Origin of the sequence: Sphingomonas mucosissima, from assembly GCF_002197665.1 — a bacterium.
Taxonomy (GTDB): domain Bacteria; phylum Pseudomonadota; class Alphaproteobacteria; order Sphingomonadales; family Sphingomonadaceae; genus Sphingomonas; species Sphingomonas mucosissima.
Genome location: NZ_NBBJ01000001.1, coordinates 408,620 through 432,687, shown reverse-complemented (window position 1 = coordinate 432,687; position 24,068 = coordinate 408,620). Strand labels below are relative to the sequence as shown.

Sequence of the window (24,068 nt, the reverse complement as noted above, 5' to 3'; positions counted from 1 at the left end):
GAAATGCTTCCGCCCTCGTCAAACGGGCGGCCCGCACCACATCGGAAAGGAGGGCGCGATACCAGCATGTAGTAAAGCGCTGTGGCGAAACCACGGCAGCGGCGGTACGCACGCCCCGTGACGACCGCACCCGATATCACCCCGGACAGCGAGCACCGTGGCCTTGTCGCCGCGCTGCCGGCCAGCATTCGCCCCTTTGCTCTACTGGCGCGCTTTGATCGGCCGATCGGCTGGTGGCTTTTGTTCTGGCCGGGCGCCTGGGCGGTCGCTCTGGCCGGCGGCGCCGTGGCGCGCTGGACGCTTATCGCATGGCTCCTGCTTGGCAGCGTCGCGATGCGCGGCGCAGGGTGCGTGTATAACGACATCATCGACCGCGATCTCGATGCTGCGGTGGCACGCACCCGCTCGCGTCCCATCGCCTCTGGCGCGGTGTCCGTGAAGGCGGCTTGGGCATGGTTGCTGATCCTGAGTCTTCTGGGCCTGCTCGTCCTTCTGCAACTGCGTCTCGACACGGCCGTGCTGGCGGTGGCGAGCCTTGCCCTCGTTGCCGCCTACCCCTTCATGAAGCGCATCACATGGTGGCCGCAAGCGTGGCTTGGCCTGGTATTCTCCTGGGCCGCCTTGGTCGGCTGGCTCGAGACGTGGGGCACCCTCACCGCTCCCGGCCTGCTGCTCTATGCCGGGTCGATCTTCTGGGTCATCGGCTATGACACGATCTACGCGCTTCAGGATCGCGAGGATGATGCGCTGATCGGGGTGCGCTCCTCGGCCCTTCGCATGGGCCCGCATGTCCGCACCGGCACCGGCATCTGCTATGGCTTGGCGTTGTTCCTCTGGGCGGCTGCCTTCTGGCTGCATCGCCGCGATCCGCTGGTCTGGCTCGCGCTGCTGCCCGCGGCGCTTCACTTGCTCTGGCAAGTCGCCACCTTGCGTCCGGACGATGGCGCTGGCGCTCTCGCCCGCTTCCGCTCGAATCGGTTCGCAGGGCTGCTGATCTTCCTTGGTTGCGCGGTGGTGGGCACCGCGCTTTGATATGGAGGCCGATCTTTTCCACAGGCAGGCCGAACGTTGCACTCTAGCAACCGGAGCGCCCGCCTCCTAAGTCGATTCCATGCTAGATCCGACCCAGGCGCAGGAACGCGCCGCAGATATCGTCGCCCGGGCCAAAAGGGCCGGTGTCGACGCCGCAGATGCCGTTTTCGCTGCTGACGCTTCCACCGAAATTTCCGTCCGCCTCGGCAAGCTGGAGGACGTCGGCCGCTCCGAAAGCGAGGATCTAGGCCTGCGCGTGTTCATCGGGCAGCGTTCCGCCAGCGTCTCCACCTCCGATCTCTCCTCCGAGGCGCTGGACGCCCTTGTTGAGCGCGCCGTTGCCATGGCGCGGGAGGCGCCCGAGGATCAATGGGCAGGTCTCGCGCCGCAGGATCGGCTACTGAACGGCGCCCCGCCGCTGCTGGATCTGGACGACGGCGGCGAGGTATCGCCTGCCGATCTACGCGAAGCGGCACTCGCCGCAGAGGAGGCCGCCCGCGCGGTGAGCGGCGTCACGAACAGCGAAGGCGGCGGCGCAAGCGCGGCGCGCAGCGTCTGGGCGCTCGCCACGAGCCACGGCTTCGCCGGCGCTTACTCCACCACTGGCTATGGCCTTTCAGCTAGCGTCATCGCAGGCGAAGGCAGCGGCATGCAGCGCGATTATGGCTTCCACTCCGCCCGCCACCGCAGCCGGCTTGACTCGCCGGAGGCCGTGGGGACGCTGGCGGGCGAACGCGCCGTTGCGCGACTGAATCCTGCGCGAATGGAAAGTGCCGCAATGCCGGTTGTGCTCGATCCCCGGGTCGGGTCCGGATTGCTGGGCCACCTCACCGGCGCAATCTCCGGCCAAGCCATCACCCGGCGCACCTCCTTCCTCCTCGACGCACTCGGAAGCGCCGTTTTTGCGCGCGGGATCACCGTTTCGGACGATCCCCATCGTCCCCACGGTTTACGCTCGCGCCCATTCGATGGTGAGGGCCTGCCGGTATCGCCGTCCGCGATCATTGAAGACGGTGTGCTGCAGACATGGCTGCTCGATAGCGCCTCCGCCCGGCAACTCGGCATGGCGCCGACAGGCCATGCGGCGCGCGGCGTTGGTGGTTCGCCGGGGGTGACCACCAGCAACTTCTACATGCACGCGGGCCACGTGCCCGTCGCGACGTTGATCGGCGATATCGTGCGCGGCGTGTATGTAACCGAGTTGATCGGCCAGGGGGTGAACGGCGTGACGGGCGATTACAGCCGCGGCGCTGCCGGCTTCCTGATCGAGAATGGCGAGATGACCACCCCGGTCGCCGAATTCACCATTGCCGGCAATCTGAAGGAGATGTTCGCCAATCTCACCCCCGCGAACGATCTCGAGTTCCGCTATGGCACCAACGTTCCGACCGTTCGGATCGACGGAATGACCATCGCCGGTGGATGATCTGGCGAACGCGGTAGCGAACATCACGCATGAGGCGGGGCAACTCGCCATGGCGCGCTTTCGCACCGATTTCGCGCGATGGGAGAAGGTGCCGGGGAGCCCGGTGTGCGAGGTAGATCTCGCAGTGGACACCATGCTTCGTGAGCGTTTGTCCGCGCTTCTCCCGGATGCCGGCTGGCTTTCCGAGGAAACGGCAGACAGCCCGGATCGGCTCGCCTGCAATCGAATCTGGGTGGTCGATCCCATCGACGGCACGCGCGATTATATCCGGGGCCGCGCCGGCTGGGCGGTCTCGGTCGCGTTGGTTGAGGCGGGACACCCGATCATCGGCGTTCTCGATGCACCGGTCCGTGACGAGGTCTGGCAAGCCAGCGCGGGCGGCGGGGCGAGGCTAAACGGGCGGCCGCTTGCCGCCAGTCGCCGCGACGCGTTCGCGGGCGCTCGCGTCCCGACCGACGCACTGCCAAAGGCCGATCGTGATCTGACGATGGTCGAAAAGCCGAATTCGATCGCCTTGCGCATGGCCATGGTGGCGGACGACCGCGCGGATCTTGTCGCCACGCTGCGCTGGGGCAACGAGTGGGACATCGCGGCAGCGGCGCTGATCGCAACCGAGGCCGGCGGGGCCGTTACCGACGCGCTGGGTGCCGGTCTTTCCTTCAACAAGTCCGACCCGTGCGCCTTTGGCGTGATCACGAGCAGCCGCGGGATCCACGAAGCCGCGCTGGAACGGCTATCAGCACGCGCGCGCGCCGTACTCGAGCCGACGCGGCGCGCCTGAACGTCCCGCACGATCTGTTCGGGCCGACGTTAATCAATTTAACGAAAAGTTCGAAGCGGCTGTAGGCGCCGGCGGGCCGGCGCCTGACGCCTACCTACTTCTGGCAGGCCACCACGGTGGCGATGACGCTGAGGGTATCCTGCGGATCCCGCACGCGGACGGTGTCGAGCCCCAGCTCCTTGGCCGGATAGTCGTTCCCGCCAGGAAAGATCGCATCGCCCACGAACATCATTGCTTCCAGTGGGATGCCGCTCTCGTCACGAAGGCGCTTCAGGCCATAAGCCTTGTCCACGCCCTCCTGCGTGATGTCGATGGAGGTTGCTCCGCCCATGTTGATCGACAGCCCCGGCAAGCGCTTCTTCAGATCCGCCTGGATCACCTTGCGCTTGGCAAAGTCGGGATCCCACACTTCCTTGGCATGGATCGGCGCATGCTGCCCCAGCGCCGAGAAGGTGATCTGGCTACCCCGGTCCTCGATCCGTTCGCCCCAGGTCTGCTCCGGAACGAAGCCCGTCGCTTCCAGCGATTCGTCGAAAGCCTTCAGGATCTGCTGCTTCTGCTCGTCCGAGAACAGCTCCGCATAAACCGTGCCCCATTGTCCCTCGCGGAAGGTGTACAGCTTGGTGCCCGTCGTCGGCATCAGCCACAGGCGAGATCGATCCGCCCGCTCCGGCAGACGGCTCGCGACCTGCTTGTCGAACTGTGGCCAGTCCCCGCCCGAAATGACGGCGACATGCGCCACCGTCAGCAGATCCGCCAGCGCTTCCCCCATATCAGGCTCGATCGCCTGCTTGCTCTCGGCCAGCGTGCCATCGAGATCAAACGCCACCAGTTGCTTCACATCATTCTCCCCAAAATGAGCTTGTCGATCGCATGGGCGACGCCATCCGCATCATTACTCAAGGTGACGTCGGCGGCGCGCGCCTTCACCTCTTCGGTCGCATTCCCCATTGCGATGGCGCGCCCCGCACGCTCGAACATCGCTATGTCATTCGCCTGGTCGCCGAGCACGATTGTGCGATCGAGCGGCACGCCCAGCGCGTGGGCCAGTCGCGCAATTCCGTCTCCCTTGTTTGCCGTCACCGCGGTTATATCGAGATAATAGGTCTGTGATTTGACGATGGTCGCCACGCCTTCGTGGGCCTCGACGATCCGTTGGTGCAGCGCATCTAGCACTCCCGGGTCATCAGAGACGAAGGTGATCTTGTCGGCACGATCCAACAAATCGCTGAACCCACCGCATATCGTCGGCTCCTGATTGGAGGCGAGGCGTTCGCTAGGCACATGGGGGCCGGAGTCCGAGGTCGCATACCATTGATCATCGGCGAACACCCAGATGTCGACGGGTTCGCCCTCTGCGAGTCTCAAGGCGCTTCTTGCCACTGCGGCGTCAACGACATGCCGACACAGGATTTCACCGCCTCGCCGAAACACGAGCCCACCGTTGAACGCGCCGAGCGGCACGTCGAGTCCGAGCGTCTCCACCAGTGGCGCAAGCCCGGACATGGGCCGCGCACTGATCACCGTGAAGCCAAAGCCTGCGGATTGCAGCCGCTGAACTGCCTCGATCGTTGCTGGCGTGAGGTTCTTGTCCTTGTCGACCAGCGTGCCGTCGACATCGCTGATGACGAGCGTCACAGGCGAGCGCTCATTGCGGTATCTCGACGTGGCCGCCGAAGCCGTAGCGCATCGCGGAGAGCAATTTGTCGCCGTACATCTCGTCGATGCGGCTGCGGTAGCGGGCGAAAAGCGCGGTGGTGAGGACGGCGACGGGGGTCGCCTGTTCCATCGCGGCCTCGATCGTCCAGCGGCCCTCGCCGGAATCGGCGACCTTGCCGGAGAATTGCTCGAGCTTCTGATCCTGCGCGAGGGCCGACGCCGTGAGGTCGAGTAGCCAGGAGGAAATCACCGATCCGCGCCGCCACACTTCGGAAATTTCGGCAAGATTGAAATCGAAGCGCTCTTCTTCCGGCAAATGCGCGACATTGCGTCCCCACAGGACATCAAAGCCCTCGGCATAAGCCTGCATGAGGCCATATTCGATGCCGTTATGCACCATCTTCACGAAATGGCCGGCGCCAGCGCGGCCTGCGTGAATATAGCCCTTCTCCGCTCGCGGATCGCACTCGTCGCTGCGATTACGCGTACGTGGCACGCTGCCGATGCCGGGCGCCAGCGTTTCGAAAATCGGGTCCAGCAGGTCGACGGTTTCCTTGTCGCCGCCGATCATCATGCAATAGCCGCGCTCCAGCCCCCAGACGCCGCCGGAAGTCCCGACGTCGACATAGTGCACGCCCTTCTCGGCGAGCGCCTTGGCGCGGCGGACATCGTCCTTCCAGAAGGTATTGCCGCCATCGATGATGATATCGCCCTCGGCACATTCACTGCCGCACAGCGCCTCGATCGTCTCCTCGGTCGGCGCGCCGGCGGGCAGCATCACCCAGAAGATCGCCGGGCTGGCGAGCTTGCTTTTCATGTCCGCCAAGGAGTCTGCGCTAGTGGCTCCCTCGCCGGCCAGTACGGCGAGCGCATCGGCGTTGCGGTCCCATGCCACCACTTCGTGGCCACCTCGCATCAGACGACGGGCGATGTTGCCGCCCATGCGGCCAAGGCCGATGATGCCGATCTTCATACTGTCAGGCTCCACGTGATGTTGCCGGTTGGGCTGAGCCCGCCGAAAGGCGCACACCGAGCCATCGCGCTCGTTGCACACCTTCCGCCAGGCTCATGGCGAACGGTGAAGGGCATTTTCCGTTCCGAACTTCGATCAAGCGTCGGCGGGATGCTTCGCCTGGATAGAACCGAGGAGGTCATCGAACGACTTGCTGAACGACGCCACGCCTCCCTCGACCAGCCGCTCGGTGATCCCAGCGAGATCCAAGCCCAGCCGCTCGACATCGGCAAGGACCCGGCGCGCGCCCTCGATATCGTCGGTCAACGTAACCTTGGCCGTGCCCCGCTCGCGAAACGCGTCCAGCGTGCTCGGCGGCATGGTGTTGACCGTGTCGGCGCCGATCAGCGTATCGACGTAGAGCGTGTCGGGATAATCCGGGTTCTTCGTGCCGGTGGATGCCCATAGTAGCCGCTGCGGCTGCGCGCCTTTGGCGGCGAGGGCCTGCCAGCGATCAGATGCGATAAAGTCCTGATACCAGGCATAGGCCAGCTTTGCGTTGGCGATCGCCACCTTGCCCTTCAGCGCCTTTGCTTCGTTCCCGCCGACGCCCTCGTCGATCTTCTTGTCGATCTCCGCGTCGATGCGGCTGATGAAGAAGCTCGCGACGCTGGCGATCCGGTCGATCGGCTCGCCGCGTGCAACCCGCTGCTCCAGCCCCTCGACATAGGCGAGCGCAACGGCTTGATACGACTCCTGAGAGAAGAGCAGCGTGACGTTCACGTTGATGCCCTTGGCAATCGTCGCCGCAATCGCAGGCACGCCAGCAGGCGTCCCCGGAATCTTGATCATCAGATTGGGCCGATCCACAGCCGTCCACAGCTTCTCGGCCTCCGCGATCGTGCCGTCGGTGTCGTTGGCGAGATAAGGCGACACCTCGAGGCTGACGTACCCATCCTCGGCGTTCAGGCGCTCATAGACGGGGTGAAGCGTCTCGGCAGCCGCCTTGATGTCCTGAATGGCCAGGTGCTCGTAGCGGTCGATCGTAGCGGCACCCGGGTTAGCCTTGTCAAACGCGGCGAGTGTTCCGTCATACGCGGTGCCTTCGCCCATCGCCTTCTGGAAGATCGTCGGGTTGGAGGTGACGCCGGTCACTCCGTCTTCGGTCACGAGCTTCTGCAGGCCGCCTTCCTCGAGGAACTTGCGGTCGACGAAATCCAGCCACACCGCCGTGCCAAGGTTTGCGAGATCGTTGAGCTTGCCCATCTGTCCTGTCTCCGTCCCGTTCGTGTCGAGCGAAGTCGAGACACGTTGGCGTGTAACAACGCCGGCCCGTCCGATCCCGATCCTTGACTTCGCTCGGACCGGACGGGGGTGTCGTCACCAGTTAGGCAGCGATGACCTCTTTCGCCACCTTCACCACGTTGTCGACGGTGAAGCCGAACTTGTCGGCGAGCTTGGCGATCGGCGCGGAAGCACCAAAAGTGGACATGGCGATCGTCTTGCCGGCGAGGCCAACGTAGCGATCCCAGCCGATCTCGCCCGCCATTTCGATGGCGACGCGCGCAGCAACAGCCTTGGGCAGCACGCTCTCCTTGTACGCGTCGCTCTGCTTCTCGAAGCGATACCAGCTCGGCATCGAGACAACGCGGCTCTTCACGCCATCGGCGAGCAGCCTCTCATGCGCCTGGATCGCAAGCCCGACTTCGCTGCCGGTGGCGATCAGGATCACGTCGGGCGTGCCGTCGCTGTCGGCAAGGACATAGCCGCCCTGCTTTACGCCATCGGCGCTGGCGTACTTCGACCGGTCAAGTGTGGGCAGCGCCTGACGCGACAGGACCAGCGCTGCGGGCTGCCTCGGCGTCTCGACGATTGCGCGCCATGCGGCGGCGACCTCGTTCGCGTCACCCGGGCGGAACATGTCGAGTCCCGGCGTCGCGCGCATCATCGCCAGCATCTCGATCGGCTGGTGCGTCGGGCCGTCTTCGCCGACGCCGATCGAATCGTGGGTGAAGATCCACGTGGTGCCGACCTCCATCAGCGCCGACAGGCGCACCGGCGGGCGCATGTAATCGAGAAAGACGAGGAAGGTGCTGCCGTAGGAGCGCAGCCCCGACAGCGCCATGCCGACCGCGATCGAACCCATGGCATGTTCACGCACGCCGAAGTGGAAGTTGCGGCCGGCGTAGTTGCTCGGCTCGTACGATGCCTCGCCCTTGATGTCGGTCTTGGTCGACGGCGCAAGATCGGCCGAGCCGCCGAGCAGCCACGGCATCTTGTTCGCAATCGCGTTCAGCACCTTGCCGCCGGCATCGCGGCTAGCGACGCCCTTGGCATCAGCCTCGAATGTCGGGATGTCCGCATCCCAGCCTTCGGGCAGCGCGCCGGTGATGATGGCATCGACTTCCTTGGCGAGCTCGGCATGTTCGGTGCGATACTTCTGAAGCGTCGCTTCCCAGGCCTCGCGCAGCGGCACGCCGCGGCTGGCAATTGCACTTTCGAAGGCTTCCTGCACGCCCTCCGGCACGTAGAAGTTCTTGTCCGTCGGCCAGCCATAGGCCTCCTTGGTCAGGCGGACATTCTCTTCACCCAGCGCCTCGCCATGCGCCTTCTCGCTGCCGGCACGCGGGGAGCCCCAGCCGATCACCGACTTCACGATGATCAGCGTCGGGCTGTCCTGCGTCGCGCGGAACTCCTCGAACGCCTTGGTCAACGCGGCAACATCGTTCGCATCATCAACGTGAATGACGTTCCAGCCATAGGCTTCGAAGCGCTTGCCCACGTCCTCATTGAACGCGAGATCAGTGTCGCCTTCGATCGAGATCTGATTGCTGTCGTAGATCCAGCAGAGGTTGGAGAGCTTCAGGTGGCCGGCGAGGCTCGCGGCCTCCGAGGCGACGCCCTCCATCATGTCGCCGTCGCCGCACAGCGCATAGACGTCATGATCGAAGAGTGTGAAACCCGGCTTATTATAGCGCGCAGCCATCCAGCGCTCGGCGATCGCCATGCCGACCGAATTGCCGCAGCCCTGGCCAAGCGGACCGGTCGTCGTTTCAACGCCGACAGTGTGGCTATATTCCGGGTGGCCCGGCGTCTTGGAGCTAAGCTGGCGAAACTGCTTGATATCGTCGAGGCTGACGGCGGGGGCGCCATCGGGCTGCTTCACGCCGGCGAGGTGCAGCAGCGAATAAAGCAGCATCGAGGCATGGCCGACCGACAGGACGAAGCGGTCGCGATTGGGCCAGTTCGCCTGCGCCGGATCATAGCGCAGGAACTTCGTCCAGAGCGTGTGACCTACAGGTGCGAGCGCCATTGGCGTGCCGGGGTGACCCGAGTTGGCCGCCTGGACGGCATCCATGGAAAGGGTCCGGATCGTGTCGATCGCGAGCCGCTCTGGCGAGCCGTCCTCGTGAACGTCGGCAGGCGCGTTGGTGGCGGTATCGGTCATCAGGGCTCTCACTGGATGGTTTTGGATCGAACGCGCGGGTCGCTGCCCGGTTGCTGAGTCGCGCTCCCACTAGACGCTCGCTCCGCCGCGTTCCAGTCGCGTAACGATGCACCGGCCGTGCAGCCGGGGTACAGGTTCGTTGCGGCACGCTGCGTCGTCGCAAGAGGGGGAGGGAAGACGATGGATGCGATCATTAGCATCGCCAGCATCATCGCGATGTTATGCGGCGTCGGGGCAGTGATTTCCCTTCTAAGGCCACGAAGCGTCGACTGGCGCTGGCTAGCCATCGCGGCTGGCTTGGTGCTGCTCAACGATCTATTGCTCACCAACGCTTATGGTCTGATCCGAGATGTGCTGCCGGGGCGCTGGAACTGGCAGGGAAAGATACTGGCGCTTGGTGCGACCTTGGCGATCGCAATGACACCAGCCTTTGGCTTGCGCCCTGCCGGGATCACCGCCCCTCAGGCTCCCGGAAGCCTACGCGCCGCTCTCCCGGTCGCGCTGCTCTATTGCTCCTTCTTTCTCGCCATCGCGATCGCTTTTCCCGATGAGCCGCCCACCCGCGAAACGATCGCCTTTCAGCTAACGATGCCAGGCGTTGAGGAAGAGCTCTTCTATCGCGGACTGCTGCTGCTCGCGCTGGACCGCGCCTTCACCGCTCGCAAGCGGTTGTTGGAGGTCCAGTGGGGCTGGGGCGCGATCATCTCCTGCGCGCTGTTCGGCCTTACGCACGCTTTTGCCTATGCCGAGGGCAGCTACAGCTTCGATCCGATCTACATGGCGCTCACCGCCGTGCCGTCTTTAATCGCCATCTGGTTGCGACTGCGGACAGGGAGCGTGCTGATCCCGGTGCTGCTGCACAACTTCGGCAACGCCATCGGCTTGCTGGTTTAAGCCGCGGAAGCTGTCATCCCGCTTTCGCGTTATTCGCAGGCGTTCACTGTTCAGCTACAGCCATGGCGGTCAGGTAGACTATTGATGCAGACGATGTCGAAACGGTACGCGGTCTTCTGCATCAGCTGGCTTCTCGCGCTACCGCTCTGGCGGGAGTTCCACGAGCCAAGTCAAACGCTGTGGAACGTGTTCCTGGCAGCCTTCCTGATCGCGACCGTCACGGCCGTTTTCCTAGGCATGCGCTACTTAGAGCAATACCATATCGAGGTGGGTGAGGCGCGTTTCTCTTCGAGCAATGACGAAAGAAGCGAGATCTAAGCTCCAGTTGCAGGCGTTCATCATTCCTATCAACGGCTATGTTTTACAGTCGAACAGGCCGCTCCAGCTTCAAGACCTTACCGCCACTTGCAACATAGGCGACATCTACCTCATCGAGGAACAGCCCGTGCCCCAGCGCGCCGGGAATGGCGGCGATCGACGCCGCTAGTCCACGCGGATCGCTCATATCGCGAAAGCGGCAGTCCGCGACAAGATTGTCGTTGTCCGTGCGATAACCGGAGCGCACCGTCACCGCGGCCCCCAGCGCCTCCAGTTGCGCCACGACGAAGCTGCGCGCGAAAGGAAGCACCTCCACCGGCACCTTGGCGCCGCCGATCGCATCGACCCGCTTCGATCCGTCCGCGGTCACCACGAACCGCCTGGCTGCCGCAGCCACCGCTTTCTCGCGCAGCATCGCCCCGCCCGCGCCTTTGATCGCCCAGAGCCGCGCATCGATCTCGTCCGCACCATCGATGGCAAGATCCACGGCTGCGCAGTCGGCAAAGTCGAGCACCGCGATGCCTGCTGCCCGCGCCGCCTCCGCAGTGGCCTCGCTCGTGGCCACTGCCTGCACCCTTAGACCGCCAGCGACGCGCAGCCCCAGCGCCGCAACGGCAAAGGCCGCGGTGGATCCGGTGCCGAGGCCGACGACCATGCCGTCTTGGACCTCCGCCACCGCAGCCTCCGCGGCCAGCCTCTTGTCATTCTTGACGCTCATGCCGCCTCATAACGCAGCACGGCGCCGTTGGGCCAACGTCGTGTCAGCCGTACTTCTGCTCTTCCCACCACGGGAAGAAGTCCGGCATGTTGCTCGATACCTTGTCGGGATAAGCCGGCGTGCGCTTCTCGAGAAACGAGGTGACGCCTTCTTTTGCGTCGCCCGAGCGACCACGCGCTAGGATCGCGCGGCTGTCGATCTTGTGCGCGTCCATCGGGTGCTGGAAGCCGAGGCCGCGCCACAGCATCTGCCGCGTCAGCGCCACCGAGACCGGCGCGGTATTGTCCGCGATCTCGCGTGCGAGCGCGTTGGCCACGGCGAGCAGATCGCCGCCCGGCACGACCTGCTTCACCAGCCCGCCATTCAGCGCTTCCTGTGCATCGAACACCCGGCCCGAATAGCACCATTCCAGCGCTTGGCTAATGCCCACGACGCGCGGCAGGAAGAAGCTGGACGCAGCCTCCGGCACGATGCCGCGGCGCGCGAAGACGAAGCCGAAGCGCGCCGTGTCGCTGGCGATGCGGATGTCCATTGGCAGCTGCATGGTGGAGCCGACGCCGACCGCCGCGCCGTTCACTGCCGCGATCACCGGCTTCAGGCACTCGAAGATACGCAAGGTCAGCCGCCCGCCGCCGTCGCGCGCTTCTTCCATCTCATAGGTCAGCTCGACGCTGCCGCCGCCACGATCGGGCCGATCAGTGCGCTTGTCATAATCAAACGTCTTGGCGCCCGCCGACAGATCGGCGCCAGCGCAGAAGGCGCGGCCCGCGCCCGTCACGATGACGCAGCGCACGTCGTCGTCAGCATCGATCTTGTCGAACGCATCGATCATCTCGGTCATCATCGTGCCGGTGAATGCGTTCAGCTTGTCGGGCCGGTTCAGCGTAATCGTCGCGATACCGTCCTTCACGTCATAGATGATCTGCTCGTACGCCAAGCTGCCTCTCCTCTGTGTGCCGCCCCTCCGGCAGCTTCGACCGGCACCATAACATTATTTATGGTGGGCGAGGCAAGCGAGTCGCACACGCCGAGGTTACGTAGCGGCAGTTTTCGAATTTCGGGTTCGCTCTGTCTGTACTTTGGCGCCGTACCGTTTCCATGTCTCGGTCAACAAGGCTTGCAGCCGCCACGCCGTCGCGCCTACAGGTGCGCTGCACCCGCGAACGGGATGAGGAAGCCAAGAGGAGTCTTCGTGAACGCAGACGAGATGAAGGCCGCGATCGGCCAGGAAAGCGTGTCCGAATGGGTCGAGGTAACCCAGGAGATGATCAACAAGTTCGCCGATGCGACCGGTGACCACCAGTTCATCCACATCGATCCGGAACGCGCCAAGCAGACGCCGTTCGGCACCACGATCGCGCATGGCTTCCTGACGCTGTCGCTGCTGCCGCTGCTGTCGGCCAAGAACCCGGACATGCCGCGGCTCGACGGCGTGAAGATGGGCGTGAATTACGGCGGCAACAAAGTCCGCTTCCTCGCCCCCGTCCCGTCGGGATCGCGCGTGCGCGGCCGGTCCAAGCTGACCGAGTTCGACGAGAAGCGCCCGGGCCAGTATCAGTTCACCACCGAGACCACGATCGAGATCGAGGGCAGCGAAAAGCCAGCGATGATTGCGGAGTGGATCACCCAGGTCTTCACCTGATATCTTCCTGACCGCCGCCCTCCCCAGGGAGCGCCGCCCGTATCCGCGGGCGGACCGGCCACCAACCTTACCCAAGGACAACAATCATGCGTTCCGCCGTCATCGTTTCCACCGCCCGCACGCCGATCGGCCGGGCCTATCGTGGTGCGTTCAACAACACGCTGTCGCCGACGCTCGCCAGCCACGCGATCAAGGCCGCCGTCGAGCGCGCCGGGATCGACGGTGCTGAAATCCAGGACGTCGTGATGGGCGCCGCGCTCCAGCAGGGCGCGCAGGCGACCAACATCGCGCGCACCTCGCTGCTGCGCGCTGGCCTCCCCGCTACCGTCTCGGGCATGTCGCTCGACCGCCAGTGCGCCTCGGGCCTGATGGCGATCGCCACGGCCGCAAAGCAAATCGTGGTCGACAACATGGACGTGACGCTGGGTGGCGGCGTCGATTCGATCAGCATCGTCCAGACGCCGCAGATGCGCGTGCAGCCCGACCCCGAACTGGTCGCGATGCACAAGGACATCTACATGCCGATGCTGCAGACCGCCGAAGTGGTCGCCAAGCGTTATGGCATTAGCCGCGACGCGCAGGACGAATATGGCTTCCAGTCGCAGCAGCGCACCGCCGCCGCCCAGGCCGCCGGCAAGTTCGATGACGAGATCGTTGCCGTGACCGCCAACATGGCGATCACCGACAAGGAGACGAAGGAAGTCTCCTACAAGGAAGTGACGCTGGCGAAGGACGAGGGCAATCGCCCCGAGACGACGCTGGAAGGCCTGAAGTCGCTGAAGCCGGTGCTCGGCCCAGATCTCAACATCACCGCCGGCAACGCCTCGCAGCTGTCGGACGGCGCATCGGCCAGCGTGCTGATGGAAGAGAAGCTGGCCGAGAAGAAGGGCCTGACCCCGCTTGGCCGCTATGTCGGCATGGCCGTTGCCGGGACCGACCCAGACGAAATGGGCATCGGCCCGGTCTTCGCAATCCCCAAGCTGCTCGAGCGCTTTAACCTGAAGATGGACGACATCGGCCTGTGGGAACTAAACGAGGCGTTCGCAGTGCAGGTGCTGTACTGCCGTGACAAGCTGGGCATTCCCAACGAGCTGCTGAACGTCAATGGCGGCGCGATCTCGATCGGCCACCCCTATGGCATGTCCGGCGCGCGCATGACTGGCCACGCGCTGATCGAAGGCAAGCGTCGCGGCGCCAAGTACGTCGTGATCACGATGTGCGTGGGCGGCGGCATGGGCGCAGCGGGCCTCTTCGAGGTTCTCTGACCGCTACCTGATCCGGTCGCTCAGCGCGATTTGACGCCGAGCGATCGTCCACCCTCCTACATGAGCCCCGGTTGCACTCGCGACCGGGGCTTTTCATTGCACCGCGCACCGATCAGCGGCTCCTTCTTAACACAACGCAACCAACCTCGGCCGCTCTCGTTCTCCAGCTAAATCTACAGCAGGAGATGATTAGATGGCCGATCACGACAGCCCACAGGAAGTCGCCGAGACATTTCTTCGCAAGCTCGAAGCTAGCCCGTTCGTGATGATCGGTCTGATGGATGGCGAGCATTCGGAGCCGATGAACGTCAAACTGGATGAAACCCAGCCGAACGCGCTGTTCATTTTTTCCGCGCACGACAATCGCATTGCTAAGGGCGGCAAGGCCATGGCGCAATTCGTTGGCAAGGGTCACGATTTCTTCGCGTGCTTGGCGGGTCAGGTCTCCCAGGAGACGGATCAGGCCACGTTCGATCGCCTTTGGGACAATCGCGTGGAGGCATGGTTCCCCAATGGCAAGGCAGATGCACGGCTCAACCGTTTCACGATCACGTCCGCTGAATTGTGGGAGACGGACGTCGCGCTCAGCGGCCGCCTGAAGATGCTGTTCGGCGGAACGATCGACGCGTCGGAATCGTCGAGCCACGCCAAGGTCGGCTCGATCGCCTGATCGCTGGGCGGGGGCTGCCTCGGCTTCGCCATCTGCGGAGCGTCGAGTCCCCGCCACCTACTTTTCCTTGCGGTACCGACGTATCACGGGGCACGGTCGTCCAGTGGAGGCATCAACCTGCCCTGGCCCCGATCCGCCGCCGAGCCGATGCACAGTCGATCTAGAAGCGCTCGGCGCCGGCCACATCGCCGATGCGCCGGCCACGCTCGACCGGATCAATCGTGCGCCGTGATCCATTCCTCGACCACCGGCGCGATCTTTTCGCGCCACTTGGATCCGTTGAAGATCCCGTAATGGCCGGCGCCTTCGGCCATGTAATACCGCTTCTTGTTGTCCGCCAAGTTGGTTGCCAGCGTTAGCGCCGCCTTGGTCTGGCCCAGCCCCGAAATATCGTCGCGTTCGCCCTCAACCGCGAGGATCCCGATGTCCGTAATCGCCGCGGGGTCCACCGGCACGCCGCGATGGGTCATGGTCCCGCTCGGCAGCGCGTGTGTCTGAAACACCTTGTCGATCGTCTGCAGGTAATATTCCGCGGTCATGTCACAGACCGAGCGATATTCGTCGTAGAAGTCCTTGGTTGCGGCCGCGCTCTCACCGTCGCCCCGCACCAGATGTTTGAACATCTCCCAATGGCTCATCATGTGATTGCCCAAGTTCATGGACATGAAGCCGGTGAGTTGCAGGAACCCGGGATAGACCCGCCGCCCCGCCCCTGGGTACATCGCCGGTACCGTCGCGATCACATTCTGCTCAAACCAGGAATGCGGCCGCTCGGTCGCCAACTGGTTCACGGCCGTCGGCGCCTCACGCGTATCCACGGGCCCGCCCATCATGGTCAGCGTTTTGGGCCGGCACGGATGTGCTTGCGCGCTCATCAGGCAGGCAGCCGCATAGCAAGGTACCGATGGCTGGCACACGGCGAGCATGTGCGCCCCCGGGCCGATCGCCTCCAGAAACGCAACCAGATAGTCGATGTAATCGTCGAGGTCGAAGCTACCCTCCGCCACCGGCACCAGCTTCGCATCGGCCCAGTCCGTGATGTACACGTCGGCGAACGGCAGCATCCGTTCCACCGTGCCGCGCAGCAGCGTGGCAAAATGGCCGGACATCGGCGCCACGATCAACAATCGCGGCCCGCCGGAAATGCCGTCACGCACGAACCGCTTGAGTTGGCCGAACGGCTTGCGCAGGACCACGTCCTCGCGCACCACCACTTCCTGCCCGTCGATAACGACATGATCCAGTCCGAAGCTGGGTTTTCCTCGCGGCGCTGCAGCATGGGCAAAGACATCAAGCGCGGAAGCCATGACTTGCCCGCCGCCGAAATAGGCAAATGGGTTCGCTGGGTTCTGCAACATGCCAGCGCCGAAATTCGCCATCGCACTTGCAGTTGCAAGCAGCGAACGCTGGAACTCATAAGCATCGTAGAGCATCGGGTATCTATAGCTCAGTAACGCCCCATGATACTATCGCTATTGTGCACCTGCACAATGAAGATCCCTCCCGATTGCCCCGAGACGGTGGCGATTGAGCCACACCCCCGCCGCTGCTAGGGCGCCCGCATGGTCAGCAATGCGGCAGTGGCGCCGCCCCCTACGCGCCGGATCGGCAATCTTGCGCTCGTTTGGCGCCACGCGAAACGGTATCCGGGGCAGATCGCCGCCGCCTGGACGGCGCTCGCGATCACGTCCGCGGCAACGATCGCGATCCCCTACAGCTTCAAGCGCATCATTGATCGCGGCTTTGGCGCCAATGCCGGGGAGGCAGTGGCCGGCGCCTTCCACTACATGCTGATGATCGTCGCGGTGCTGGCGATCGGCACGGCGGTGCGCTTTTATTTCGTGTCGTGGCTCGGCGAGCGGGTCGTTGCCGATATCCGCACCAGCGTGCAGCGCCATCTGCTCACGCTGAGCCCGCGGTTCTTCGAGGAGAACCGCCCCTCCGAAATTGCCAGCCGATTGACAGCGGATACCGCGCAAATCGAGATGGTGGTGGGCACCACCGTGTCGGTGGCGCTGCGCAACGCCTTCACCGGCATCGGCGGGCTGGTTTACCTGTTCGCCATTTCACCGAAACTCGCCGGCCTCTTGTGCCTGGGCATTCCGTTGGTGATCCTCCCCATCATGCTGCTCGGGCGTCGCGTGCGGAATTACTCGCGCACCTCGCAGGATCGCGTGGCGGATGTCGGCTCGATGGTGACTGAGACGCTGGGCGCGATGAAGATCGTCCAAGCGTTCGGCCAGGAGCGTCGGGAGGCCGAGCGTTTCGCCGGTGCCGTCGAGGCGACCATGGCCGCCGCCGAGCGCCGCATCATCCTGCGCGCGGTCATGACCGCCATCGTCATCGGGCTGGTTTTCGGCTCGATCACCCTTGTTCTCTGGGAAGGCGCAACGGACGTCGCGGCGGGCCGGCTTTCGGGCGGCTCGATTGCTGCTTTCGTGTTGACCGGCGGTATCGTCGCCGGCGCATTCGGGGCGCTGACCGAAGTCTATGGCGAGCTTTTGCGTGGCGCCGGTGCGGCCGGGCGCCTCGCCGAGCTTATGTCCGAAACACCGGAGATTGCTGCTCCCGCCCACGCGGTGGCGCTGCCGCAGCCGGAGCGCGGCGAAATCACCTTCGAACATGTCGAGTTCCGTTACCCTACCCGCCCCGATACGGCTGCACTTCACGATTTCTCGCTTCGGGTAGCGCCAGGCGAAACGGTTGCGCTCGTCGGCCCCTCGGGTGCGGGCAAAACAACCTTGTTCCAGCTTCTCCAGCGCTTCTACGATCCCGCTCAGGGCCGCCTGACGGTGGACGGCGTGGATCTGCGCGATGCCGATCCGGGTGAGGTGCGCGCGCGCATTGCAATGGTGCCGCAGGAAACCGTGATCTTCGGCGCGTCGGCGCGCGACAATCTGCGCTACGGCCGCTGGGAGGCCGATGATGAGGCCTTATGGGCCGCCGCGGAGGCCGCAAACGCCGCCAAGTTCCTTCGGGAACTGCCGCAAGGGCTGGATACGTTCCTTGGCGAAGGCGGCGCTCGCTTGTCGGGTGGCCAGCGCCAGCGGGTAGCGATCGCCCGCGCGCTGCTGCGCAATGCGCCCATCCTGCTCCTGGACGAGGCCACCAGTGCGCTGGACGCGGAAAGCGAGCGGCTGGTGCAGGAAGCGCTCGAGCGGCTGATGGCTGATCGCACGACCTTGGTCATCGCGCACCGGCTCGCGACAGTGCGCGCAGCGGACCGGATCGTGGTAATGGACGGCGGCCGGATCGTCGAACAAGGCGATCACGCGGCATTGATGGCGCGCAGCGGGCTCTACGCCCGGCTTGCCAGCCTTCAGTTCAGCGAAGCCGCATAAGAGGAGGGAGAGAGATGGTGACCGACTTCGACGTGATCGTCTATGGCGCGACGGGCTACACCGGCCGCCTTGTCGCCGAATATATCGCGCGCGCTTACCCCACCGGCGTACGCTGGGCAATGGCAGGCCGCTCGCTCACCAAGCTGCAGGAAGTGCGCGCCGAAATGGGGATCGGCGCCGACGTGCCCCTGGTCACGGCCAACTCGGATGACCCAGCCTCGCTTCGTGCCATGTGCGAACGCACGCAGGTCGTGATCTCAACCGTCGGGCCTTATCAACTCTACGGCAGCGATCTGGTCGCGGCCTGCGCCGCCACCGGCACTGCTTATGTCGATCTATGCGGCGAGCCGGGCTGGATGCGCCGCATGATCGACGCCCATCACGAAGAGGCGAAGCGCACGGGCGCGCGCATCGTCTTCTCCTGCGGCTTCGATTCCATCCCGTTCGACCTCGGGGTCCTCACCTTGCAGGAGGCCGCGATCAAGCGCTTTGGCCGGCCGGTGCCGCGCGTGAAGGGGCGGGTCCGCGTAATGAAAGGTGGCTTCTCCGGCGGCACCGCGGCCAGCTTGAAGGCCACGCTCGCCGCCGCCGCCAAGGACCCGTCGCTGGTCCCGCTGCTGGCCAGCCCCTTCGCGCTAACGCCCGGGCACAGCGGCCCGCATCAGCCCGCCGGCCTGCTCCCCGAATTTGACAGCACGATCAATACCTGGGTTGCGCCGTTCGTGATGGCGCCGATCAACACCAAGAACGTCCATCGCACGAACTTCCTGCTCGGCGGCCGCTACGGCGACGACTTCGTCTATGACGAGATGCTCGTCGCCGGGCTGGGCGACATGGGCAAGGCCGCCGCCGAAGCGATCGCGAAGCTAAATCCGTTTGCTGGCGACAGCGGGCCCAAACCCGGCGAAGGCCCCACAAAGGAAGAGCGTGAGACCGGTCACTACGACGTGCTCTTCATCGGCCTGATGCCGGACGGCACCCGTGTTGATGCTGTCGTGACCGGAGATCGCGATCCGGGCTATGGCTCCACCAGCAAGATGCTGGCGGAAAGCGCGCTGTGCCTTGTTCAGGACGTCCAGGGCGAAGGCGGCATCTGGACCCCGGGCGCGCTGATGGGGCCGCAGCTGCGCGAGCGGCTGGTGAAGAACGCAGGCCTCACCTTTACCGCCACTTGACCAATCGGCGCTGGCCATCGCGCCAGCGCCCCCGCCTCCGGGTGGCGATTTGCTCCGGTAGCGGGGCTCAGATCACCGACCAAGCGCAATCGCGCCCGCCGCGGCGAAGCCCGCAACTGCGATCGCTCCAAGGATACGCGCCACTTCTTCCTTGCGAAAATTAAGCAGCGCCCGCTCGTCCAACCAGTAATGGCCCTCGGCTTCGGTCACCACCGCGCCGAACTTCACCATGCGGTCGAGCAGCCGCCGCTCGCCGCGCGCAGTCGGTGCGTACGCCGTTGCGTTCGCGGGCTTGATCGCCCCCGCCCGGCGCAGACGTTCAACGATCCTGTTCTGCGCCCGTGTTGAATAACGCGCCGCTGTGCGCCCGACGATGTTCGCCACCTTACTTCCTCCGCCCCTGATGCCTGATATTGCCCGGACGGCCGCGCCGCTTCAGGACGCGCGGCCCTCGCTCCTCACGGTCGCCGCGCCGCACGGGCCGCGGACCTTTCCCCTCGGGTAGTTCGAAACGGAGCGCGCCAGACACCGGGTTTGCGTCTGCCAGCCGTAATTGCAGCCGCTGGCCGAGCACATATTCGTCGCCGCTCGTCTCGCCCACCAGCCGCATCGCGGCCTCGTCATAGCGGTAATATTCGCCGCCAAGATCGCTCACCGGCATCAACCCGTCGCCGCCGACCCCCTCCACCGTCGCGAAGAAGCCGAAGTTCTGCACGCCCGTGATCCGCGCATCGACGATCTCGCCGACCCGCTCGGCAAGGAATGCGGCGACATAGCGATCGAGTGTCTCGCGCTCCGCCTCCATCGCACGCCGTTCCAGCTTGCTGATCGTCTCGCCCAGCCGCTCGAAATCTTCGTCGCCGTTCAGCCCACCGGGCCCAAGGCCGTAAGCGCTGGCCAGCGCACGATGGACCAGCAGGTCAGCATAGCGCCGGATCGGCGACGTGAAATGCGCGTAGGAGCCCAGCGACAGGCCAAAGTGGCCGTGGTTGCCCGGCCCGTAATAGGCCTGCGTCTGCGTGCGGAGCACTTGCTCCATCACCTGCGGCCGGAAATCAGCCTCGCCCACCCGCTCAATGATGCGGTTGAACGTGGCGGGCTTGATCACTTGCCCCAGCGCAAAGGGGATGTCGAACGTGTCGAGATAATCCTTCAGTGCAGTCAGTTTCGCCCGCGTCGGCGGTTCGTGCACGCGGTACATCACGGGCGCCTTCTTGGCCTCCAGCGCCTTGGCGGCGGCCACGTTGGCGGCGATCATGTAATCCTCCACCAGTCGGTGGGCATCCAGCCGCTCGCGCGGTGCCACCGAGAGCAGGCGTCCCTTTTCGTCCAGCGCCACCTGCCGCTCGGGCAGATCCAGCCCCAGCGGCTCGCGCTTGTCACGCGCTTCGGCCAGCGCGCTCCAGCAGCCCCACAGGTTACGCAGCGCCTCCATCAGATCGTCCGCCAGCGGCGTGGCGCAAAGATTTCCGTCGATTGCCGCCTGCGCATTCTCATACGCGATGTTGCTGGCAATCCGAACGACGGCACGGGTGAAGCGCCAGGACTTCAGCGCGCCGTTCTTCGTGATCTGAAGATGGCACGCCATCGCGGCGCGATCCTCGCCCTCCTTCAGCGAGCACACGTCTGCGGAAAGCACCTCGGGCAGCATGGGCACGACCCGGTCCGGGAAATACACCGAATTGCCCCGCCGCCGCGCCTCGCGATCAAGCGCGCTGCCAGCGCGCACGTAAAAGCTCACGTCCGCAATCGCGACCACGGCACGCCAGCCGTCCGGATTGGCGGGATCGTCGTCCGGCGCTGCCCAGATCGCATCGTCGTGATCGCGGGCATCGGCAGGGTCGATCGCCACGATCGGCAGATGGGTTAGATCCTCTCGCCCATCGCCCAGCGGCTGGCCCGCCACCCGCACCGCCTCGTCCAGTGTCTCCTGGTTGAAGACGTGTGGGATCTCATGCCGATGAATGGCGATCAGCGAGAAGCTGCGCGGCGCGAAAGGATCGCCCAGCCGCTCCACGACGCGCGCCGTGATCCGTGGCGGCCGCCCAGTCCGCTCCGCCAGCACCAGATCGCCGGGCTGCGCACCGCCAGCGTCGGACACGGCATATTCGCGCCGGTCCTTCTTCTCCACGCCTTGCAGCCACAGCCGGTCGCCTTCGCCGCGCAGCACGCCAATCATCTGCTCCGCGGCCGGCGCCAGCGCCTTCATCGGATGTGCGATCCAGCCGTTGCCAGCCTCCTCCGTCCGCGCCAGCACCCGCGTGCCGACGCCGAGCTCGCCGCGCTTGCGCTCGCGAACCCGCACGCGGGGCGGCGGAGTCTCGGCTTCCCAGCGCTCGGGCGTTGCCCAGATCGTGCCGTTGTCATCCACGTCCACGACGCGCAGCACCGTGACCTTCGGCAGGCCGCCCATCTTGTGGAAGGCCCGGCCGGGAGCGCTGTCGATCAGCCCCTCGTCCGCCATGTCCTTCAACAGCGCCTTGAGGCCGATCTTCTCCTGCGCCGTCAGCCCAAAGGCACGCGCGATTTCGCGCTTGCCGGCCGGGGTGTCGCTCGTGGCGATGAAATCGAGGATCTGCTGGCGGCTCGGCAGCCCGGCCTTTGGTTTACGCATGAGCCTCAGATAGGGAGTGACAGCCGCCCCGTCACCCGCCCCCTCACCCGCAGGCGCCTATGCGTCGATCGCTTCTTCATCCATGCGCGCCGCATTTTCCTGAATAAAGGCGAAGCGATGCGCCGGATTGGTCCCCATCAATCGGTCGACCAGATCCTTCACGCCCGCGCGCTCCTCATATTCCTGCGGCAGGGTGATGCGGATCATGCTGCGGCTCGCGGGATCCATCGTCGTTTCACGCAGCTGCGACGGGTTCATCTCACCCAGGCCCTTGAACCGCGCGACATCCACCTTCTTGCCCTTGAATACCGTGGCCTCGATCTCGGCGCGATGCGCGTCATCACGGGCATAGAGCGATTTCGCGCCGACGGTCAGGCGATAGAGCGGCGGCTGGGCGAGATAGAGGTGCCCGCGGCGAACCAGATCCGGCATCTCCTGGAAAAAGAACGTCATCAGCAGCGTGGCAATATGCGCGCCATCGACATCTGCGTCAGTCATGATGACGATCCGTTCGTAGCGCAAATTGTCTGGACGGCACTCCTTTCTCGTGCCGCAGCCCAGCGCCTGGATCAGGTCGGCGATCTCCTGGTTTGCCACGATCTTGGCACTCGTCGCGCTGGCGACGTTCAGGATCTTGCCGCGAATCGGAAGGATCGCTTGCGTCTTGCGGTCGCGTGCCTGCTTGGCACTGCCGCCGGCGCTGTCGCCTTCCACGATGAACAGTTCGGTTCCTTCGGGACTGTCGGCGGCGCAGTCGGTCAGCTTGCCCGGCAGGCGCAGCTTGCGCGACGACGTCGCCGTCTTGCGCTTCACCTCGCGCTCGGCCTTGCGGCGCAGCCGCTCGTCCATCCGCTCCAGCACATAGCCGAGCAGCGCGCGCCCCCGATCCATGTTCTGGCTCAGCCAATGGTCGAAGTGATCGCGCACCGCCTTCTCCACCAGCCCCGCCGCTTCCGGTGAGGTCAGACGGTCCTTGGTCTGTGACTGGAACTGCGGATCGCGAATGAAGACGCTGAGCATCAGCTCGCTGCCAACCATCACGTCGTCAGCCGTCAATTCCTTGGCGCGCTTGTTGCTAACCAGATCGCCGAAAGCGCGCAGGCTGCGCACCAGCGCTTGCCGCAAGCCCTGTTCGTGCGTGCCGCCATCCGGCGTCGGGATGGTGTTGCAATACCAGCTATAGCTGCCATCGGACCACAAGGGCCACGCGACCGCCCATTCCACGCGGCCTGCTTCGTCGTGGAACTCCTGCGATCCCGCAAAGAAGTCGGCGGTCGCACATTCGCGCCCACCAACTTGTTCGCGCAGATGATCGGCAAGCCCGCCGGGAAATTGGAAGACGGCCTCAGCGGGCGTGTCGTCGCTGATCAGCTCGGGCGCACACTTCCACCGGATCTCGACCCCTGCGAAGAGATACGCCTTGGATCGCGCCAGCCGGTACAGTCGCGCCGGCTTGAACAGCAGGTCAGGCCCGAAAATTTCCGTGTCCGGCGTGAAGCTGACCAGCGTACCCCGCCGGTTCGGCGCAGCACCAACGGTTTCGAGCCGCCCGAGCGTCTGTCCCTTGCTGAACCGCTGCCGATAGAGTTGGCGATCGCGGGCTACTTCCACCACCGTGTCGGACGACAGCGCATTGACCACCGAAATGCCCACGCCATGCAACCCGCCGCTGGTCGCATAGGCCTTGCCGGTGAACTTGCCGCCCGAATGGAGCGTGGACAAAATCACCTCAAGCGCGCTTTTGTCCGGAAACTTGGGGTGCGGATCAACCGGAATACCGCGGCCATTGTCCACGATCGTCAATCGGTTGCCGGCTGCGAGCGTCACTTCGATGCGTGTGGCATGGCCCGCCACCGCCTCGTCCATCGCATTGTCCAGCACCTCTGCGGCAAGATGATGCAGCGCACGTTCATCCGTGCCGCCGACATACATGCCTGGCCGCCGTCGCACCGGCTCCAGCCCCTCCAGCACTTCGATCGAGGAAGCATCGTAATCGGCGGTAGGTACGGGTGCGCGGAACAAATCTGGATCAGCCATGGCCCTCCTATAGCAGCCGGTCGCCCAATCGCGACCTGTTGCACCGGAGCAACAGTTTCCCTGAGAAGCCCCGTGCGCAACGTTTCGAAATGCATC

The 24,068-nt window shown here is 64.8% G+C and carries 21 protein-coding genes; 10 read left to right on the top strand and 11 right to left on the bottom strand.

Annotated elements, in window-relative coordinates; genetic code table 11:
- Positions 1–117 precede the first annotated feature (117 nt).
- The 3 genes from ubiA to SPMU_RS01985 all read left to right on the top strand — a co-directional run bounded on the left by ubiA (position 118) and on the right by SPMU_RS01985 (position 3,239).
- A complete protein-coding gene (gene ubiA / locus SPMU_RS01995; RefSeq protein WP_088331433.1) occupies positions 118–1,032 on the top strand; it encodes a 4-hydroxybenzoate octaprenyltransferase in 915 nt (304 codons plus the stop codon).
- A 79-nt stretch (positions 1,033–1,111) separates the two neighbouring features.
- Positions 1,112–2,458 carry a TldD/PmbA family protein gene (locus SPMU_RS01990; protein ID WP_088331431.1) on the top strand — a complete coding sequence of 449 codons (1,347 nt, stop codon included), beginning with the start codon at positions 1,112–1,114 and terminating at the stop codon, positions 2,456–2,458.
- Positions 2,451–3,239 (top strand): 3'(2'),5'-bisphosphate nucleotidase CysQ, encoded by a 789-nt coding sequence (locus SPMU_RS01985; protein ID WP_088331429.1) that lies wholly within the window; start codon positions 2,451–2,453, stop codon positions 3,237–3,239. The genes SPMU_RS01990 and SPMU_RS01985 overlap by 8 nt, the downstream gene beginning before the upstream one ends.
- Before the next feature lie 94 nt (positions 3,240–3,333).
- Here SPMU_RS01985 and SPMU_RS01980 read toward each other — a convergent pair whose 3' ends face one another.
- From SPMU_RS01980 to tkt, 5 genes are all read right to left on the bottom strand, one after another.
- Positions 3,334–4,080: an HAD-IIB family hydrolase gene (locus SPMU_RS01980; protein ID WP_088331427.1), complete on the bottom strand. Its 747-nt coding sequence runs from the start codon at positions 4,078–4,080 to the stop codon at positions 3,334–3,336.
- Positions 4,077–4,877, bottom strand: a complete 801-nt coding sequence (locus tag SPMU_RS01975; protein WP_088331425.1) for a Cof-type HAD-IIB family hydrolase — start codon at positions 4,875–4,877, stop codon at positions 4,077–4,079. The genes SPMU_RS01980 and SPMU_RS01975 overlap by 4 nt, the downstream gene beginning before the upstream one ends.
- Before the next feature lie 10 nt (positions 4,878–4,887).
- A complete protein-coding gene (gene gnd / locus SPMU_RS01970) occupies positions 4,888–5,928 on the bottom strand; it encodes a phosphogluconate dehydrogenase (NAD(+)-dependent, decarboxylating) (RefSeq protein WP_281250979.1) in 1,041 nt (346 codons plus the stop codon).
- Positions 5,929–6,006: 78 nt separating this feature from the next.
- Positions 6,007–7,116: a transaldolase gene (tal, locus tag SPMU_RS01965; protein ID WP_088331421.1), complete on the bottom strand. Its 1,110-nt coding sequence runs from the start codon at positions 7,114–7,116 to the stop codon at positions 6,007–6,009.
- Between the two features lie 121 nt (positions 7,117–7,237).
- A complete protein-coding gene (gene tkt / locus SPMU_RS01960; RefSeq protein WP_088331419.1) occupies positions 7,238–9,298 on the bottom strand; it encodes a transketolase in 2,061 nt (686 codons plus the stop codon).
- Positions 9,299–9,478: 180 nt separating this feature from the next.
- Here tkt and SPMU_RS01955 point away from each other — a divergent pair, with 180 nt between their 5' ends.
- Positions 9,479–10,192, top strand: a complete 714-nt coding sequence (locus tag SPMU_RS01955; RefSeq protein ID WP_088331411.1) for a CPBP family intramembrane glutamic endopeptidase, BDIM_20840 family — start codon at positions 9,479–9,481, stop codon at positions 10,190–10,192.
- Between the two features lie 93 nt (positions 10,193–10,285).
- Positions 10,286–10,510: a hypothetical protein gene (locus SPMU_RS01950; RefSeq protein ID WP_140418377.1), complete on the top strand. Its 225-nt coding sequence runs from the start codon at positions 10,286–10,288 to the stop codon at positions 10,508–10,510.
- 43 nt (positions 10,511–10,553) lie between these two features.
- Here SPMU_RS01950 and rpiA read toward each other — a convergent pair whose 3' ends face one another.
- Both rpiA and SPMU_RS01940 read right to left on the bottom strand, forming a co-directional pair.
- The gene (rpiA, locus tag SPMU_RS01945; protein WP_088331407.1) at positions 10,554–11,228 is read right to left on the bottom strand and encodes a ribose-5-phosphate isomerase RpiA; all 675 of its coding nucleotides are present in this window, start codon (positions 11,226–11,228) and stop codon (positions 10,554–10,556) included.
- A 43-nt stretch (positions 11,229–11,271) separates the two neighbouring features.
- Positions 11,272–12,165, bottom strand: a complete 894-nt coding sequence (locus tag SPMU_RS01940) for a crotonase/enoyl-CoA hydratase family protein (protein WP_088331405.1) — start codon at positions 12,163–12,165, stop codon at positions 11,272–11,274.
- 270 nt (positions 12,166–12,435) lie between these two features.
- On the opposite strand from SPMU_RS01940, the gene SPMU_RS01935 reads away from it, so the two are divergent.
- The 3 genes from SPMU_RS01935 to SPMU_RS01925 all read left to right on the top strand — a co-directional run bounded on the left by SPMU_RS01935 (position 12,436) and on the right by SPMU_RS01925 (position 14,805).
- The gene (locus SPMU_RS01935) at positions 12,436–12,870 is read left to right on the top strand and encodes a MaoC family dehydratase (RefSeq protein WP_281250978.1); all 435 of its coding nucleotides are present in this window, start codon (positions 12,436–12,438) and stop codon (positions 12,868–12,870) included.
- 86 nt (positions 12,871–12,956) lie between these two features.
- Positions 12,957–14,135, top strand: a complete 1,179-nt coding sequence (locus tag SPMU_RS01930) for an acetyl-CoA C-acyltransferase (RefSeq protein WP_088331401.1) — start codon at positions 12,957–12,959, stop codon at positions 14,133–14,135.
- Positions 14,136–14,328: 193 nt separating this feature from the next.
- Positions 14,329–14,805 (top strand): pyridoxamine 5'-phosphate oxidase family protein, encoded by a 477-nt coding sequence (locus tag SPMU_RS01925; protein ID WP_088331399.1) that lies wholly within the window; start codon positions 14,329–14,331, stop codon positions 14,803–14,805.
- Positions 14,806–15,020: 215 nt separating this feature from the next.
- Here the strand turns inward: SPMU_RS01925 and SPMU_RS01920 are convergent, their stop codons facing one another.
- On the bottom strand, positions 15,021–16,238 hold the full coding sequence (locus SPMU_RS01920; protein ID WP_088331397.1) for a polyhydroxyalkanoate depolymerase: 1,218 nt from the start codon (positions 16,236–16,238) through the stop codon (positions 15,021–15,023).
- Positions 16,239–16,367: 129 nt separating this feature from the next.
- On the opposite strand from SPMU_RS01920, the gene SPMU_RS01915 reads away from it, so the two are divergent.
- Both SPMU_RS01915 and SPMU_RS01910 read left to right on the top strand, forming a co-directional pair.
- Complete coding sequence (locus SPMU_RS01915) at positions 16,368–18,146, top strand: ABC transporter transmembrane domain-containing protein (protein ID WP_088331395.1); 1,779 nt, start codon at positions 16,368–16,370, stop codon at positions 18,144–18,146.
- Between the two features lie 14 nt (positions 18,147–18,160).
- The gene (locus SPMU_RS01910; RefSeq protein ID WP_088331393.1) at positions 18,161–19,321 is read left to right on the top strand and encodes a saccharopine dehydrogenase family protein; all 1,161 of its coding nucleotides are present in this window, start codon (positions 18,161–18,163) and stop codon (positions 19,319–19,321) included.
- Between the two features lie 72 nt (positions 19,322–19,393).
- Here SPMU_RS01910 and SPMU_RS01905 read toward each other — a convergent pair whose 3' ends face one another.
- Genes SPMU_RS01905 through parE form a run of 3 tightly spaced genes read right to left on the bottom strand, consistent with a single transcriptional unit; the run spans position 19,394 to position 23,972 of the window.
- Positions 19,394–19,705 (bottom strand): hypothetical protein, encoded by a 312-nt coding sequence (locus SPMU_RS01905; protein ID WP_088331391.1) that lies wholly within the window; start codon positions 19,703–19,705, stop codon positions 19,394–19,396.
- Position 19,706: 1 nt separating this feature from the next.
- Positions 19,707–21,935, bottom strand: a complete 2,229-nt coding sequence (locus SPMU_RS01900) for a ribonuclease R family protein (RefSeq protein WP_088331390.1) — start codon at positions 21,933–21,935, stop codon at positions 19,707–19,709.
- A 57-nt stretch (positions 21,936–21,992) separates the two neighbouring features.
- Positions 21,993–23,972, bottom strand: a complete 1,980-nt coding sequence (gene parE, locus SPMU_RS01895; RefSeq protein WP_088331388.1) for a DNA topoisomerase IV subunit B — start codon at positions 23,970–23,972, stop codon at positions 21,993–21,995.
- Between the last annotated feature and the right edge of the window lie 96 nt (positions 23,973–24,068).

Coding starts and splice junctions, on each gene's coding strand:
- SPMU_RS01990 (WP_088331431.1), top strand. CDS start 1,112: ATGCTAGATCCGACCCAGGCGCAGGAACGCGCCGCAGATATCGTCGCC.
- tal (WP_088331421.1), bottom strand. CDS start 7,116: ATGGGCAAGCTCAACGATCTCGCAAACCTTGGCACGGCGGTGTGGCTG.
- tkt (WP_088331419.1), bottom strand. CDS start 9,298: ATGACCGATACCGCCACCAACGCGCCTGCCGACGTTCACGAGGACGGC.
- SPMU_RS01955 (WP_088331411.1), top strand. CDS start 9,479: ATGGATGCGATCATTAGCATCGCCAGCATCATCGCGATGTTATGCGGC.
- SPMU_RS01950 (WP_140418377.1), top strand. CDS start 10,286: ATGTCGAAACGGTACGCGGTCTTCTGCATCAGCTGGCTTCTCGCGCTA.
- rpiA (WP_088331407.1), bottom strand. CDS start 11,228: ATGAGCGTCAAGAATGACAAGAGGCTGGCCGCGGAGGCTGCGGTGGCG.
- SPMU_RS01935 (WP_281250978.1), top strand. CDS start 12,436: ATGAAGGCCGCGATCGGCCAGGAAAGCGTGTCCGAATGGGTCGAGGTA.
- SPMU_RS01930 (WP_088331401.1), top strand. CDS start 12,957: ATGCGTTCCGCCGTCATCGTTTCCACCGCCCGCACGCCGATCGGCCGG.
- SPMU_RS01925 (WP_088331399.1), top strand. CDS start 14,329: ATGGCCGATCACGACAGCCCACAGGAAGTCGCCGAGACATTTCTTCGC.
- SPMU_RS01920 (WP_088331397.1), bottom strand. CDS start 16,238: ATGCTCTACGATGCTTATGAGTTCCAGCGTTCGCTGCTTGCAACTGCA.
- SPMU_RS01915 (WP_088331395.1), top strand. CDS start 16,368: ATGGTCAGCAATGCGGCAGTGGCGCCGCCCCCTACGCGCCGGATCGGC.
- SPMU_RS01910 (WP_088331393.1), top strand. CDS start 18,161: ATGGTGACCGACTTCGACGTGATCGTCTATGGCGCGACGGGCTACACC.
- SPMU_RS01900 (WP_088331390.1), bottom strand. CDS start 21,935: ATGCGTAAACCAAAGGCCGGGCTGCCGAGCCGCCAGCAGATCCTCGAT.
- parE (WP_088331388.1), bottom strand. CDS start 23,972: ATGGCTGATCCAGATTTGTTCCGCGCACCCGTACCTACCGCCGATTAC.